The organism is Geothrix sp. PMB-07, assembly GCF_030758935.1.
In the GTDB taxonomy this organism is placed as follows: Bacteria; Acidobacteriota; Holophagae; order Holophagales; family Holophagaceae; genus Geothrix.
The window spans coordinates 3,538,077-3,552,803 of the sequence record NZ_CP132333.1; the positions used below are offsets into that span (position 1 = coordinate 3,538,077).

At 66.7% G+C, this 14,727-nt stretch carries 13 protein-coding genes; 10 read left to right on the forward strand and 3 right to left on the reverse strand.

Going from position 1 to position 14,727, the window contains the following annotated elements; genetic code table 11:
- The first annotated feature begins 18 nt into the window (after positions 1 to 18).
- Positions 19 to 1,224, forward strand: a complete 1,206-nt coding sequence (locus Q9293_RS15355) for a PepSY domain-containing protein (protein ID WP_306248063.1) — start codon at positions 19 to 21, stop codon at positions 1,222 to 1,224.
- Positions 1,225 to 1,283: 59 nt separating this feature from the next.
- Here Q9293_RS15355 and Q9293_RS15360 read toward each other — a convergent pair whose 3' ends face one another.
- Entirely contained in the window at positions 1,284 to 3,347 is a 2,064-nt protein-coding gene (locus Q9293_RS15360) for an alkaline phosphatase (RefSeq protein WP_306248065.1), read from the reverse strand.
- Positions 3,344 to 3,904 (reverse strand): hypothetical protein, encoded by a 561-nt coding sequence (locus Q9293_RS15365; RefSeq protein ID WP_306248066.1) that lies wholly within the window; start codon positions 3,902 to 3,904, stop codon positions 3,344 to 3,346. Before Q9293_RS15365 ends, Q9293_RS15360 begins: the two co-directional genes overlap by 4 nt.
- 369 nt (positions 3,905 to 4,273) lie before the next feature.
- On the opposite strand from Q9293_RS15365, the gene murA reads away from it, so the two are divergent.
- The 5 genes from murA to Q9293_RS15390 all read left to right on the forward strand — a co-directional run bounded on the left by murA (position 4,274) and on the right by Q9293_RS15390 (position 9,184).
- Entirely contained in the window at positions 4,274 to 5,575 is a 1,302-nt protein-coding gene (gene murA / locus Q9293_RS15370; RefSeq protein WP_306248067.1) for a UDP-N-acetylglucosamine 1-carboxyvinyltransferase, read from the forward strand.
- A gap of 18 nt (positions 5,576 to 5,593) precedes the next feature.
- Positions 5,594 to 6,280: a YafY family protein gene (locus tag Q9293_RS15375; protein ID WP_306248068.1), complete on the forward strand. Its 687-nt coding sequence runs from the start codon at positions 5,594 to 5,596 to the stop codon at positions 6,278 to 6,280.
- Between the two features lie 148 nt (positions 6,281 to 6,428).
- Complete coding sequence (locus tag Q9293_RS15380; RefSeq protein ID WP_306248069.1) at positions 6,429 to 6,932, forward strand: DinB family protein; 504 nt, start codon at positions 6,429 to 6,431, stop codon at positions 6,930 to 6,932.
- 144 nt (positions 6,933 to 7,076) lie between these two features.
- Positions 7,077 to 8,024, forward strand: a complete 948-nt coding sequence (locus Q9293_RS15385; RefSeq protein ID WP_306248070.1) for a ribose-phosphate pyrophosphokinase — start codon at positions 7,077 to 7,079, stop codon at positions 8,022 to 8,024.
- Entirely contained in the window at positions 8,024 to 9,184 is a 1,161-nt protein-coding gene (locus Q9293_RS15390) for a class I SAM-dependent methyltransferase (protein WP_306248072.1), read from the forward strand. The genes Q9293_RS15385 and Q9293_RS15390 overlap by 1 nt, the downstream gene beginning before the upstream one ends.
- Positions 9,185 to 9,248: 64 nt before the next feature.
- Here Q9293_RS15390 and Q9293_RS15395 read toward each other — a convergent pair whose 3' ends face one another.
- Positions 9,249 to 10,907, reverse strand: a complete 1,659-nt coding sequence (locus Q9293_RS15395) for a DUF4382 domain-containing protein (RefSeq protein ID WP_306248073.1) — start codon at positions 10,905 to 10,907, stop codon at positions 9,249 to 9,251.
- Between the two features lie 143 nt (positions 10,908 to 11,050).
- Here Q9293_RS15395 and Q9293_RS15400 point away from each other — a divergent pair, with 143 nt between their 5' ends.
- From Q9293_RS15400 to Q9293_RS15415, 4 genes are all read left to right on the forward strand, one after another.
- Positions 11,051 to 11,671 carry a hypothetical protein gene (locus Q9293_RS15400; protein WP_306248075.1) on the forward strand — a complete coding sequence of 207 codons (621 nt, stop codon included), beginning with the start codon at positions 11,051 to 11,053 and terminating at the stop codon, positions 11,669 to 11,671.
- Positions 11,664 to 12,812 carry a chromate efflux transporter gene (gene chrA / locus Q9293_RS15405; RefSeq protein ID WP_306248077.1) on the forward strand — a complete coding sequence of 383 codons (1,149 nt, stop codon included), beginning with the start codon at positions 11,664 to 11,666 and terminating at the stop codon, positions 12,810 to 12,812. The genes Q9293_RS15400 and chrA overlap by 8 nt, the downstream gene beginning before the upstream one ends.
- 26 nt (positions 12,813 to 12,838) lie before the next feature.
- Positions 12,839 to 13,516 carry a hypothetical protein gene (locus Q9293_RS15410; RefSeq protein WP_306248079.1) on the forward strand — a complete coding sequence of 226 codons (678 nt, stop codon included), beginning with the start codon at positions 12,839 to 12,841 and terminating at the stop codon, positions 13,514 to 13,516.
- 64 nt (positions 13,517 to 13,580) lie between these two features.
- Entirely contained in the window at positions 13,581 to 14,639 is a 1,059-nt protein-coding gene (locus tag Q9293_RS15415; RefSeq protein WP_306248081.1) for a YafY family protein, read from the forward strand.
- Positions 14,640 to 14,727: the final 88 nt, after the last annotated feature.

Below are 14,727 nucleotides of genomic sequence, written 5' to 3' on the forward strand. Positions count from 1 at the left end.
TGGAGAAAGGAGGCCGCCGTGCTTCGCCGTGGGTTCGTCAAGCTGCACCGCTGGTTTGGTCTGGGCGCAGCGGCCTTCCTCTTCATCGCCGGCTTCACCGGCGCCATCATCTCCTGGGACCACGAGCTCGACGCCTGGCTCAACCCCAGCTTCTACCAGGCCCGCGGCCAAGGCCCGGCCCGGCCGGCTCTGGTCCTGGCGGCCGCGGTGGAGGCGGCTGAACCCAGGGCCCGAATCCGCTTCATGCCGCTGGAGGCCGAGCCGGGACAGACGCTGTTGATCTCCCTGGAGCCCCGCCTCGACCCCGCCACCGGCCGTCCCCACGACCTGGGCTACAACCAGATCGCCGTGGATCCGGCCACGGGGGACATCCAGGCCCGGCGCGAGTGGGGCCAGACCTCCCTCAGCCGGGAGAATCTGCTGCCCTTTCTCTACAAGCTGCACTACAGCCTGCACCTTCCCAAGGCCTGGGGCCTCGAGCTGGGCGTCCTGCTGATGGGCGTCCTGGCCATCCTCTGGGTATTCGACTGCTTCATCGCCCTGTGGATTTCCTTTCCCTCCCTGGCCACCTGGCGCCAGTCCTTCAGCTTCCGGTGGCGGCAGGGAGGCCCGCGGCTGGTCTTCGACTTGCACCGCTCCGGTGGCGTGTGGGCCTGGTTCCTGCTGCTGATCCTCGCCGTCACCTCGGTGAGCATGAACCTCAACACGCAGGTCATGCGGCCCCTGGTTTCGCGCTTCTCCAGACTGACGCCCTCTCCCTTTGAGCGCCGCGCGGGCCAGGTGATCCCCGCCGAAGACATGGCCGGAGATCCCAGGGTCTCCATGGCCCGCGCCGTGGACCTGGCCCAAGCCGAGGCCCATCGCCGGGGCTGGACGGCCCCGCCCGGAGGCGTCTTCTTCTCCGCGGAAACCGCCCTGTGGGGCGTGGGCTTCTTCAAGGCGGGACAAAGCCACGGCGATGGCGGCCTGGGCAACCCCTGGCTCTACTTCGATGCCCACAGCGGTGAATCCCTTGGGGCCGACGTGCCGGGCACTGGCTCGGCCGGGGACATCTTCCTCCAGGCCATGTTCCCGCTGCATTCCGGGCGCATCCTGGGGCTGCCAGGGCGGATCCTTGTCTCCCTGCTAGGCCTGGCCGTGGCCACACTCAGCGCCACGGGAATTCTGATCTGGTTGCGGCGTCGCCGCTCCGAAGGCCGGGTCCGCTCGCTCCGGAGACCCTGAACAAGGAAGGCGCAGATCCGTGATCCGCGCCTTCCCTTCAGTTGAAGCCATTCAGAGCGCTAGTCTCGCTCCTCCCACTCCCGCTCGGCAGGCTCGTCGCCGGCCAGGGCCGCCTTCATCAGCTTGAAGAAGACATCAGTGTTCTTCTGGGCACCCACGAAGCGCAGCCAGGCCTTGTTGCCCGTGCTGTAGGCGGAGACGGGGATGTCCGCAGCGGTGTGCACGGCCTGGCCTTCGCCATTCAGGTGGCCCCGGATGAAGAAGCCGTTCTTGTCCACGTCGCGCAGCTCGGGGATGGTGGCGTATCCCTTCGCACCCAGAAGGCCCGTGGTGCCCTTGAAGGGGCTGGGCAGCAGGCTGTCGATGACCGGAGTGGGCTTGGACAGCCAGGATTCGTAGCGGTCGCTGTTGGCGCCGAACCCCACCAGCACCTTGTTGTCGATGTCCATGGTGGCCGGGTAGCCATCGGGCAGGATCTTGTAGCTGGGGAATCCGGCGAGATCGTAGGTGCCCACGGCATTCTGATGGGCGGGGACCGTGCCGGGGCTCAGCGTACCGTTTTCGGAAGGCAGGTTCTTGAGCGCCGCGATGCCGCCATTCAGGGAGAGGGCACCGATGAGGCTGAAGCCCGAGCACTCGTGGTCGGCCAGCACCAGAACGGTGGTGTCGCCTAACCGGTCAGCCCACTTGCGGGCCACGCCCACGGCCCGGTCGAACTCCAGGGTCTCGCCGATGGCGCGGTCCGCATCCATGAGGTGGGACTGCTTGTCGATGTGGGCGCCCTCGATCATCAGCACGAAGCCGTCGCGATGGTGGGAGAGCACCTTGAAAGCCGCCTCGGCCATCTCGTCGAGCATGGGCTGGTCGGGCGCCAGGTAGTCGTCCACCACATAGCTGGAGGCCCCCGCGGGCAACTCGCCGCGACGCTTGGCCACCTTGTCCAGCGCCACGTTCATGTTGCCGTAGCCGAAGAGGCCCAGAAGTTTCTGGGGCGCGTGGCCGGACGTCAGGGCGTCCAGTTCCGTGTGGCTGGAGGCGTAGGAGAACCCGGCCGTCTTGAAGTCGTTGATGAGATCGCGGGAGGCGCTGCCCTGCTTGGCGGGGGTGGCGGGCAGGTTCCAGCCGGCAATCAGATCGGCGGGCAGACTGGGATAGCCGGTGCTGTCGGTACGGCTGGAGTAAAGCGTGGTGGCTGGCATGAACCAGCGGCGACCACCGCCGAGCAGCACGCGCAAGCCCGTGCCGAAGGCGCGGCTGTTGCCGGGATCGCTCTCGTCAAGGTACTGGTCCACCACACCGGTGCCGTTGTTGCGGTTGGCCGTGTGCACCGCGTTGGCGGCGGGCGTCGCATCTTCCACATCGGCGGTGCTGACCAGGCCCAGCGCGGTGCCCTTCACCCGGTGGAGGTATTCGGCGAGGTATTCCACCCGCGGCGCATAGAAGGGATTCGTGACATGCGCCGGGTAAACGCCTTCCTGACCGTTGAAGAAGTGGTTGCCCGTGGTGTAGCAGGCCATGCCCGGGGCGGAGTCCGTGATGATGCTGTTCAGCGAGTGCGTGCTCACCAGGCCCGTGCCCGGAAACTGATCCATCTCCAGGCGGCCGTTGGGGTCGCCCGCTGTGACGCCGTAGCGCACGATCCGCGCGGCGGTGCGATGGGCCACGCCCATGCCGTCGCCCAGCATGATGACGATGTTCTTCGTCAGGCGGCGATGGCCCCGAGCCCCTTCAAAGGGATCGACAACTTGGATGCGCGAGGTCACGGTGGTGGTGCCCGTGCCATCCGTGAACTCGGCCGTCAGCGTGTGCCAACCCTTGTGGCCAAGAGAGGTGCCGCGCAGGTTGAAGCCGCCCCAGCCCGCGGCAGAGATGCCATCTGTCGTCGCGGTGCCCTGGGCGCCCGAGGTGAACTTGGCCAGGCGTCCGTCGATCCAGAGCTTGGCGGAATAGGGGCCCGCGCCCTGCCCTTCCACCCGGATGTCAAAGCGCTGGTTGGCGAGGAGGCGGGCACCGTCGGATGGCAGGAGCGCCACATTGGACGGAGCCGCAATGGCCGGGGCGGCCGCGGCGACAGCCAATGTGAGCAGGGCAGCGGCCCTGCGGGACTGTGAGACCAGGGTCATGGGTGGACCTCCTTGGGGGTGGTGGTTGTGGGCTTCTCCGGCACGGCGCCGGGCAGATCCTGAGGACGATCGAGCAGCAGCCGGATGTGGGTCACGCGGTCGTCGGGCTCCACCCGGTAGCCCACTTCCAGCAGGCCCGTCACTTCGAGCGCCTGTGGCGTGTGGGGGATCTCCTTGCCCGCGAAAGAACGCACCAGGACGTACACCGCCTCGGGCGGAAGGTCGGCCGTGCCGCCGCCTTCCTCATCGCAGGAGACGGGCCGGGGGGTCAGGTAGAACGCGCCTTTCGGAGCGACTTCCATCTTCGCCATGAAACCCACCAGCTTCACCCGCTGCCCGGCAAACGCCAGGAGTCGCTCCGAAGGCTTGAGTTCCCCGGCAGCAATGGTGAAGAATTCCGAGAAGGCAAGACAGGGCACCTCAGCGGCCTTGATGACATCTGGTTTGGCGGTGTCCATGCCGTGGGCACCGGGTTCGGCCCCCAGTGCCAGGGCCAAGGCCAGGGGCACGCACCGCAGGAATCGGATCGCTCTGATCGTCAAACTTTTTTCATTCATGGCTGCCTCGCAAACGAGATGAGAAGGCAACCCGAGAACGCCGTCAATGCGGGCAGGAAGTAGGTATTTACAGTTCCACGACCGGCTCGATTGGCAGTAATTCCAAACAGACAAAGTCCTTCTGCTCATTGCTCATCCATGACTCGGAAATGGTTGATGCACGTAAAGTCACTGCAAACTTCCAGGCTGGTTACGCCGCCCTCCGTTCTGGTTCCCTGAGACCTCTGACACCTCATGCGTGCGGCGGTAGCCCTGCTCGCGACTGGAATCCACCCCGGCCGCGTGGAATCCGCCGAAGAAGGCCTGCCTTCAGGGCGCGCCACCACCACTCCACTCGGGGTTGGGCTACGCTGGAAGGCTGGAGTTTCGATGGACCGACTGGTGATCCAAGGTGGACATCCCCTGCGGGGGCGCATCCGGGTATCCGGGGCGAAAAACGCGGCCCTGCCCTGCCTGGCCGCGGCATTGCTCACGAAGGATCCGCTGGTGCTGTCCAACCTGCCCGCCGTGGCGGACATCCGCACCATGGTGAAGGTGCTGCAGGCCCTGGGCACCGAGGCCTCCCTGGAGGCCCATCCTGACGGCTTCGAGCTCACGGCCCGTCTGGCCTGCGCGGGCAGCGACGATCCCAAGGCACCCTACGACCTCGTGAAGACCATGCGGGCCTCCATCCTCGTGCTGGGGCCGCTGCTCGCCCGCTTCGGCAAGGCCACCGTGAGCTTGCCCGGCGGCTGTGCCATCGGCGCCCGGCCCGTGAACCTGCACCTGGAAGCCCTGGAGCGCATGGGCGCCCTCATCGAAATCAGCCACGGCTACATCCACGCTTCTGTGAAAGGCCGCCTGAAGGCCATCGATCACACCTTCGAGAAAGTGAGTGTGGGGGCCACGGAAAACATCCTCATGGCCGCCGCCCTGGCCGAGGGCACGACCGTGCTGCGCAACGCGGCCCTGGAGCCGGAGATCGGCGACCTGGCGCAGCTGCTCGTCGAGATGGGTGCCCAGATCGAAGGCATCGGCACGGGAACGCTCACCATCACGGGCGTGGCACAGCTGCACGGCTGCGAGCACGCCGTCATCGCCGACCGCATCGAGGCGGGCACCTACCTCTGCGCTGTGGCCGCTGCCTGCGGCGACGTGGTGCTGGATCGTTGCGAACCCGAGCATCTGCGCTCCCTGCTGGACCTGCTGGAGCGCAGCGGGTGTGTCATCACCGAGCGGGAAGGCCAGGATGGCCGCCAGCTGCGCATCCAGCGTGAAGAGGGCCAGAAGCTCCGCTCGAAGGATGTCACCACCCTGCCCTTCCCCGGTTTTCCGACGGACCTTCAGGCCCAAGTCATGGCCGTCATGACCCAGGCCTGTGGCATCAGCGTCATCAACGAAGGCATCTTCGAGAACCGCTTCCAGCACGCCATGGAGCTGGAACGCCTCGGCGCCAACCTGCGCACCGATGGCCACACCGCCATCATCGCGGGCCCTGCCGATCTCACCGGCTGCACTGTCATGGCCACGGATCTGCGGGCCAGTGCGGCCCTTGTCATCGCGGGCCTGGTGGCCAGGGGCGAGACCATCGTGGACCGCATCTACCACCTGGATCGCGGCTACTCGGGCCTGGAGAAAAAACTCCAGGGCGTGGGCGCCCGCATCGAACGGGTGGGTGGCGGCAAGGTCTAGCCCCCTCCTTCCACCGCCATGCGCCGCGCGGACCGCCTGTTCCAGATCGTGCAGCTGCTGCGGCGGGATCGCATCAGCACCGCCGCCCGGCTCGCCCGAGAGCTGGGCATCAGCGAGCGCACGCTCTACCGGGACATCGCCGATCTCATGGCCTCGGGCGTGCCCATCGAGAGCGAGGCGGGCGTGGGCTACAGCCTGCCTCGGCACTTCGACCTGCCCCCATTCATGTTCAATGCAGACGAGGCGGAGGCCCTCCTGCTGGGCGCCCGGGTCGTGGCGGCCTGGGGCGATCCCGCGCTGCAGAAGGCCGCGGACAATCTGCTGCGGAAAGTGGAGGCCGTCCTGCCTGCGGGACGGAGAAAGGCGTTGTCGGACCTGCCTTTCCTTGTGCCGGATTTCCATGTGCCCGCTGAAACGGCCCGGTTCCTCGGTGAGCTGCGCCTGGGCCTGCGCGAGCAGCGTCGCGTGCGCATCTCCTATTCCCGAGCCGACGGCACCAGCTCCGAGCGTGTGATTCAGCCCCTGGGTCTGATCTTCTGGGGTTACCGCTGGCACTTGGCCGCCTGGTGCGAACTGCGTGAGGCCCTGCGCACCTTCCGCGTAGACCGGATTCACGCCAGCGAAGTGCTCGACCCCTTTGAAACCCACCCGGGCCGCAGCATGGCGGACTACCTCCAGCTCGCCCAGGCAGGCAAGGGCCGCTGAACCCTCCTGCCACCACGGTGTCAGGAGCCCTGGGTCACCCTGGACCTCCACTCATCACAGGAGGTGCCCGTGCCCTTTGGCTAAACCAGCCTCACGCTGTTCGTTATTTTTACGCAAACACCTCAGCATCCTTCCCGTGGAGCCTCCGATGCCCATCGCTCAAACCCTTCTTCCCGAGTTCACCCACGAAATGGCGGGCCTTCGCCGCGTGATCGAACGTCTGCCCGAAGATCATCTGGCATTCCGACCCCATGCCAAATCCTTCACCCTCGGTGATCTGGCCAACCACTTGGTGACGGTGCCGGGTTGGACGGTTAGCACCATGACCGCCACGGAGCTGGATTTCGGACTGCCCGAAGTGCGCGCCCGGCAGCCCAAACCCAGCAGCACCGTCGAGGGACTCCTTCGCACCCTGGACAAGGGCGTCGAAGAGGCGCTGGAGGCCCTTTCCAAGGCCCCGGATGAAGCCTTCTCCGTCGTCTGGACCCTCAAGAACGAAGGACAGGTGATCCTGGCCATGCCGCGCATCGCCGTTTACCGGGGCTTCGTCATGAACCACCTGATCCACCACCGTGCCCAGCTTGCGGTCTACCTCCGTTTGCTGGACCGGCCGGTGCCCGCGCTTTACGGCCCCAGCGCCGACGAAAATTGAGCAACTGACTCGCCAGCGGCAGATGAAAGCGGGAAGCGGCAAATGGCGTTCCGCTCCCGCCTTCATTTCCCCCGCCTATCCGCATTCCATGTGACGACCTCCTCCCCTCGGGTCGGTTACACTGAATTCACGATCGGGGGATCCATGTTCGGCGAGATGAAGGTGTTTTCCGGGAGCAGCCACCCGGATCTGGCGAGGGGCATCGCTACCCACATGGGCATGCCACTGGGGCGCCTGAAGGTCACCCGGTTTTCCAACGAGAACATCAAGGTGAAGGTCGAGGAGAACGTTCGCGAGGCCGATGTCTTCGTCATCCAGTCCTCCTGTCCGCCCGTCAGCGACAACCTGATGGAACTGCTCATCCTGATCGACGCCCTGAAGTTCGCATCCGCGGCCCGCATCACCGCCGTGCTGCCCTACTTCCCCTACGCCCGCAGCGACAAGAAGGACGAGGCGCGCATTTCCATCACGGCCCGCCTGGTGGCGGATCTGCTGGAGACCGCTGGCGCCGACCGCGTGCTGACCATGACCTTGCACGCGCCGCAGATCCTGGGCTTCTTCCGCAAACCCGCGGACCAGCTGCTGGCCACGCCGATCCTCACCAACTACTTCAAGACCAAGGATCTCTCCAACGCCACCGTGGTGGCCACGGATGCCGGCGCCGCCAAGTTCGCGGGCCACTTCGCCAAGCGGCTGTCGGTGCCCATGGCCATCATCGACAAGCGCCGCTTCGATGATTCCGAGAAGGCCCAGAGCGTGGCCCTCATCGGCGATGTGAAGGGCCGCGACGCCATCATCTACGACGATGAGATCGCCACCGGCGGCTCCATCAAGGAAGCGGCCCGCATTCTCCGCGAGTTCGGCGCCCGCACCGTGCGCGTCGGCGTCACCCACCCGGTGTTCTCGGGCAACGCCCTGGAGACCCTCAACTCCGCCAACCTCGACGAGCTGGTGGTCACGGACAGCATCCCCATTTCGCCCGAGCGCGCCCAGCAGCTGCCCAATCTCAAGGTGCTCTCCACCGCCGCCCTGTTTGGCGATGCGATTCTGCGCATCCACGGCGGCCGGAGCATCAGCGAGATGATGGACTGATGGAAGGCGCCCTCGGCCCCATCGAGGCTCCCAGCCTCGACCTGCTGGGGCCTCTGGGGCCCGACATCGCGCGCCTCTTCACGCGCTCAGTCAGTGTGCTGCACCGGGTGTCCGAGTTGTACACCGCCCGCATCTGCCTGCTTCTGCTGCTGGATCTGGGCTGGGAGGCCCGCCTCCGGGCGGGCACCACGCTTGATGAGCTCTGCGCGGGATTGCCCGATCAGAGCCGCAAACCCCTGGCCTGGATGCTGCCATTTCTGGCCGCGGAAGGGCTGCTCCAGGCACAGGAAGGGCGATACCTGTTGAACGGGGAACCGGATCTCGACCTCGCCGGGCTGCGGGCCTTGGTGGCGCAGGAGGCTCCGGGCCACGATGTCAACTTCGATCTGCTGGACGGGGTCCGCACGCGCATCCAGCCCTTCTTCACAGAGGGCAAGGCCGGCGAAGGCCTGCTCTTCGATCTGAGCCTCTTTCCGCTCTGGCTCTCCTACTTCCGCAACGAGAACCTGGTCTACCTGCCCAACAACCTCCTCACCCTGCTGGCCCTGCGGGAATCTCTGCCAGAGCAGGCCCGGGTGCTGGAACTGGGCGCGGGCGCGGGCTCCTTCGCGCAGCTGGTGGCCCGCCAGGGGGGCGAGGAAGGCTGGCTTTCCCGAATCGCCGAGTACCGCTTCACGGATGTGGCTCCCACCTTCCTCCGGCGCGCCCAGCGGGAACTGAAGGCCGCCGCCCCGGGCCTGCCCCTCCAGTTCCAGATGCTGGATCTCAACCGGCCCCTGGGTGCCCAGGGCATCGAGCCCGCCAGCCTGGATGCCATCGTGGGCATCAACGTGCTTCATGTGGCCCAGGATCTCGAGGGCACCCTGCAGAACCTCCGCACCCACCTGAAGCCCGGTGGCCGCCTGGTGATGGGCGAGTGCGTGAAGCCAGTGCTGGGACAGCCCCTCTACCTGGAATTCTTCTTCACCTTCATCCGCAGCTTCACCGATGTGCAGTTGGATCCAGAGTGGCGGCCCGTGCATGGGTTCCTCACGCCAGAAGCCTGGGAGAAAGCCCTGCGCCATGCGGGTTTCGGTGAGGTGGCATTCCTTCCGCCCCCGCGCCCCCTCATGGACCGGTTCCCCTCCTTCAACGCCTCAGCCATCACCGCCCGGGCCTGAGCGGCGCTCCGCGATCAAAGAACGCGGCGCCTCCGGAGAGGCGCCGCGTCTCATGCCCTCGATCTCAGAAGCCCGTGAACACCACCACCGCATAGGCCGAGAAAGTGCCGTCAGGCTTGGGCACCACGGCCACGCGGGCCTTCGCGGGGCTGACCAGCTTGGTCCCCCAGGCGCTCACGTCGATGGGATTGACCGTCACCACCCCGGCCTGCCTGGCCACTTCCACCACGGCGGGCTGAGCGCCCACGGTGGTGTTGAGGTTGACCGTGATGGCCTGGCTGGCGGCAGAGGAGTTGGTGAAGGTGAAGCCGAGGGCACCATTGCTGTAGGAAGTGCTGATGGTGCCCTGGGGCAGGGCCACCGGCAGGAAGACGGCGGTGCTGGCATCCCAGGCGCTGCTGCCGCTGTTCCACACCAGGTCGCTGACGCCCTGCACGCGCACATCGCCCGCGCCCGTCACGGCCGAGGCGAAATCGCCTGGCAGCGTGGAGGTCACCCCGGGGAAGCCCAGGTACCACCACGTGAAGGGGTTGGCGTAGGCATGATCGCGGTCCCCGGCCCAAGGGTGGTGGTAGGTGAAGGAGGTGGCGGTGGCGGTCTTGATGACGCCGCCATCCACAGCCCGCTGGATGTTCACGGAGCTGGCGTGCATGGGTACCTGCAGAGGATCCTTGACCTCCACCTGCACCTTGAAGCCCGCCCACACATCGCCCAGCACCGACTGGCCGGTGCCCAGGGCCTGGCTTTCGTGGAAGGTGAACGCGGTGTCCGAATCGATGGCGATCACCCGGGGCACACTGCCGTTGGTGGTGACCAGCATCCGGTTGGCGGCCCGGTCCACGCTCAGCACATGGCCCTCGGGCGTCCAGCCCTGCAGGGCGCTGGCGCTGTACCACACGCGCACGGCCCAGAGGCTGCCATCAGGCTGCATGCGCAGCTTCACCAGCGCGTTCTTCCCCGCGGTCAGGCCCGCGAGGCTGCCCACGGCCTTGGCATCCACATCGTAGAACCAGGCCCCGGTATCCACGTTCACGGTGAGATCGTTGCCCGCATCCGTGTGCAGCACGAAGCCCGTGGCACTCACAGAAGCGATGGTGCCCTTGCGGTGACGGAAGGCCAGCTGGGCCAGGCTGCCTACGATGGGCCGGTGCCGGGCCTGCAGGTTCAGGGACCAGTCACCGTTCGGCATCTGCACCAGGAAGAGGGGGTGCCCCAGGTCGAAATCGATCTGCACGGCGTTGCTGCCGGAGGCCGTCACCACCAAATCTGAGCTGAGGGCCACCTGCACCGTCGCCCCCTGCACATGCACTTGGCTGGGGGGCACGGTGGTGCCATCGGACTTCACCAGGTTCACGCTGGCGGGATCGATGGTGATGCGCACCGCGTCATAGGTGCCCGCGGGCAGCTGGGCTGAGGCCAGCAGCTCACCCACGCTATCCAGATCCACCAGATTGATCTTGGAAGAAGTTCCCTGGAAGGCCACCACCTCCTTGGTGTGATCGGCCTTGTTCAGGAGCGTCACCTTGGTGACCACCACCTCGATGGCATTCCACTGATCGGAGGGCGCGTCCGTGAGGATGATGGACGTTGCACCGGTGGCTGGCGCTGCGGGTGCGGTCGCCGTGGGACTGCCCGAGGAACTGCCGCCGCAGGCCAGGGACAGGGCCAAGGCGCTGATCGCGGGCGCCAGCAGGAGGGTGAAGGCTTGGCTGGAAGGGCGCATGAGTTCTCCAAAGAGAAAGAGGAGCGAGGCTCCAGATGAGCGGGTGGGGAATCAGATACCCCACTGACCCGATCCCGTAAAAAACGGTTGACGGAAGAAATTCGATGGGCTGCTTCTGCCCTCCTCTTGCGACACTTCTGCCCATGGCTTCCACCCTGCGGGACCTCCTCATCCAGCGCGCCGCACGGCTGCAGAGCCAGGCGGCCCTCAGCACGCCGGATTGGGGCACCTTGAGTTACGCGCAGCTGCGCAACCGCGTCGAAGGCGTGGCCCTGGGGCTGCTCTCGCGGGAGGTTCCATCTGCATCCTTCAGCAGCACCCATACGCCCTGGGATTGGGCCGCCGAATTGGCCGTGGCGGCCTCCGGCCTGGTATGGGATCCGGCCGGGCAGACCATGCCTTCCGATACTTTCGGAGGAGCCCGATTTAATCACGAGGATGGACGGGGCCCTTACCACGCACGGGAGCAAGTGGTCCAAGCGACCACACCCTTCTCGGCGGGCCTCGATCAGGGCGAACTGATGCTGCGGCTGCGGCGACTCAACACCAAGCTCGGCTGGGATCACACCAGCCGCATCGACCTGCCCCTCGCAAGGCTGGGCGAAGCACCACTGCGCGCAGCTCTTTGGAGTGCTTTGTACGCCGGAGCCCATGCGGTGTTGATTGCGGAAACACCGACAACCGCCAAACGCTTCTTCACCCGCTTCCAATCCGCGCCCCAGGCCTGGGACGCGGAACCCTTCTTGGGTTTCTGGAATGCCTGATCAGCGCGGCCATGAATCCCATCCGCAGGCGCTGCCGCTGAAGCCATTGGCAGGGCTTTTCCTGCGGCTGGGACTCACGGCTTTCGGCGGCCCCGCCGCCCACATCGCCATGATGGAAGACGAAGTGGTTCGCCGGCGGAAGTGGATGGATCACACCTCCTTCCTCGACCTGCTGGGCCTTTGCAACCTGCTGCCCGGGCCCAACTCCACTGAACTGGCCATGGCCATCGGCCGGGCCCAGGCGGGGTGGCGCGGGCTGCTGCTGGCGGGCCTCTGCTTCATCGTGCCCGCCTCGCTGCTGACCCTCGCCCTGGCCGCCGTGTACGTGCATTACGGCCGCCTGCCCGCAGCCCAGGGCTTCCTGCTGGGTCTGAAGCCCGTGGTGCTGGCCATCGTGGCCCAGGCGGTTTGGAATCTCGGGCGTTCCGCTCTGCGCACCTGGCGCAACGTGCTGCTGGGTGTGTCGGTGCTGACCGCCAGCCTCCTCGGCCTTCAGGAGGCCCTGCTCATCCTGGGTGCCGGAGCCCTCTCCCTGTTGCTGGCGCGGCCCAGGACGCAGACATCCGCTTTCAGCCTGATGGTGCTGCCCTCGACGGCCGCGGCCGTCAGCCTGCCCTTCACCCTCAGCGGCCTCTTCTGGGTGTTCCTGAAAGTGGGCGCCACGCTCTTTGGCAGTGGCTACGTGCTGGTGGCCTTCCTCCGCACGGATCTGGTGCATCGCCTGGGCTGGCTTACGGAAACCCAGCTGCTCGATGCGGTGGCCGTGGGCCAGGTGACGCCAGGCCCCGTCTTCACCACCGCCACCTTCATCGGGTTCCTGCTCGGCTCCTGGCGCGGCGCCCTGGTGGCCACCACGGCCATCTTCCTGCCGGCTTTTCTGCTCGTGGCCCTCGGCAGCCTGCTGCTGCCGCGCATCCGCAAATCACCGGCGCTGTCCGCCTTCATGAACGGCGTGAACGCTGCGGCCGTGGGGCTCATGGCCACGGCCCTATGGGACCTGGGCCGAGCCACCCTGGCCTCGCCCTGGACCATCCTTCTGGGTCTGGCCGCGGCCTGGCTGCTCATCCGCCAGCGGATCAACCCCACCTGGGTACTCCTGGGCGGAGGCCTGTCGGGCTACCTGTTTCACTTCAGGGCATAATCACCCACCACCCCAAAGGAGCCTCGATGAGACTGGCCGCCCCGCTCCGTCCATTCACCCTTCTCATGTCGGCACTCCTCCTCGCCGCGCCCACGCCGCCCTCAGCCCGGGCCATGCGGTTGCTGCATGAGGGTCAGCGTGAACTGAAGGCCCTTCGGCAGGGCAGCTATGACCATCGCGTCGCCGTGGATGAAGCAGCAGGGCGTTTTGATTACGACTGTTCGGGCTTCCTCCATTACGCCTTGGGCCGCGTGGATCCCGAGGCCCAGCAACTGCTCCCCATCACCTCCAAATCCAAGAAGCGGCCCCTGGCCCAGGATTTCCACGCTTTCTTCAAAAGCCTGGGCGAGGCGGGACAAGGGCCTTGGAAGCGCGTACTCCACGCCCGCAACCTCAAACCCGGCGACATCGTGGCCTGGCTCAAGGCCCCCGACAGCGATTCCCACAACACCGGCCACGTGATGCTGGTGCGCGAGCACGCGTACCCGAATCCCGACCGCCGCGATGAGATCCTGGTGCCGATCATCGATTCCACCATGAGCGCCCATGCCCAGGACAGCCGTGCCAAGGGCGAAACGGGCCTGGGCCAGGGCCTCATCGGCATCCTGGTGGATGGAGAGGGGCGTCCTCTGGCTTACCGCTGGAAGGGCGGCGAATCCAAACGGGCGGTGGAGACGGACATCGCCTTCGGGCGGCTGGAGTAGCCTTCACCCGAATTCCCCTTGCCACTGGACAATCACTGGCCAATCCTTGGAGCCGGAGGTCGCCATGGCCCGCGCTGCGTCCCGCAAGGTGCTTGAATCCCCCCGCCCGGATGGCGGCCATCTGGTGAAGCCCGAGCGGCTTCAAATCGTGCTGGAGGCCATCCGCGATGCCGGGGAGCGGGGCATCACCAAGGAGGGCCTGGCCCGCAAGCTGGGTGGCGTGGCCATGCGCACCGTGGACCGCGCGGTGCAGCTGCTGGAGGAGCAGGGTGCCCGCTTCGGCAAGGCCCGGGAAGGCCGCCCCGCCATCATCCACTTCACCCTGGAGAAGGCCCCGGATTGGGACAGCCGCATCACGCCCCATGCCCGCATGGCCCTGGAAGTGGCGCTCATGGCCCTGGAAGGCACGGCCACGGAGCTGTGGTTCGATCAGCTGGAGGGCCTGCGCACCCTGGCGGACAGCCACCTCAGCACCCGCGACCGCGACCTCTTCCGCGCCCTGCAGGAACACGTCTGCGTGCGCGGCGGCGCCGACGACCAGCAGGCCCTGGACACCAAAATGCTCACCCAGGTGCTGCTGGCCTTGGGCCATCCCGAGGGCCCGCGCGAACTGGAACTCACCTACGCTGCGGCTTCCACGGGGCGCACCAGCGCCCGCACCGTGGTGCCCTTCACCCTCACCCACGATGTGTTTTCCGGCGGCGCCTTCCTGCTGGCCTGGGATGCCGCCAAGCAGGAGCCCCGGCACTTCCGCCTCGCCCGCATCGAAGAGGCCAAGGCCCTCACGCGGCGGGGGCTGATTCCCGACAAGCGCCCCCTGGAACAGGCCCGGGAGCTGCAGATCGGCGGCTGGTACCGGCAAGCGGAGCCCATGCAGATCCAGGTGCGCGTCTCCGGCACCAACTGGCCCCAGGCCCTGCTGGACGCACCCCCTGCCCTGCCCGGCGTGACCGTGCGGAAGGAGAAGGGCGGCACCGTCCTGCTGGGCTTCCAGGCCACCGAGCTGTCCGGCCCCACGCGCTTCATCCTGCAGTTCGGGGCTGAGGCGGAAGTGCTCGAACCGAAGGTGCTGAGGGAGCACCTGGCCAAGACACTCAAGGCCATGGCCGCCCGGTACCGCTAAGGCCCGACCCAGTTCAGGCAGCATCAGAGTCAACGGATCCCCTTGCCGCTTCGGAGGGGAGCGATGGATTCACAGCCTGAAGGATTCC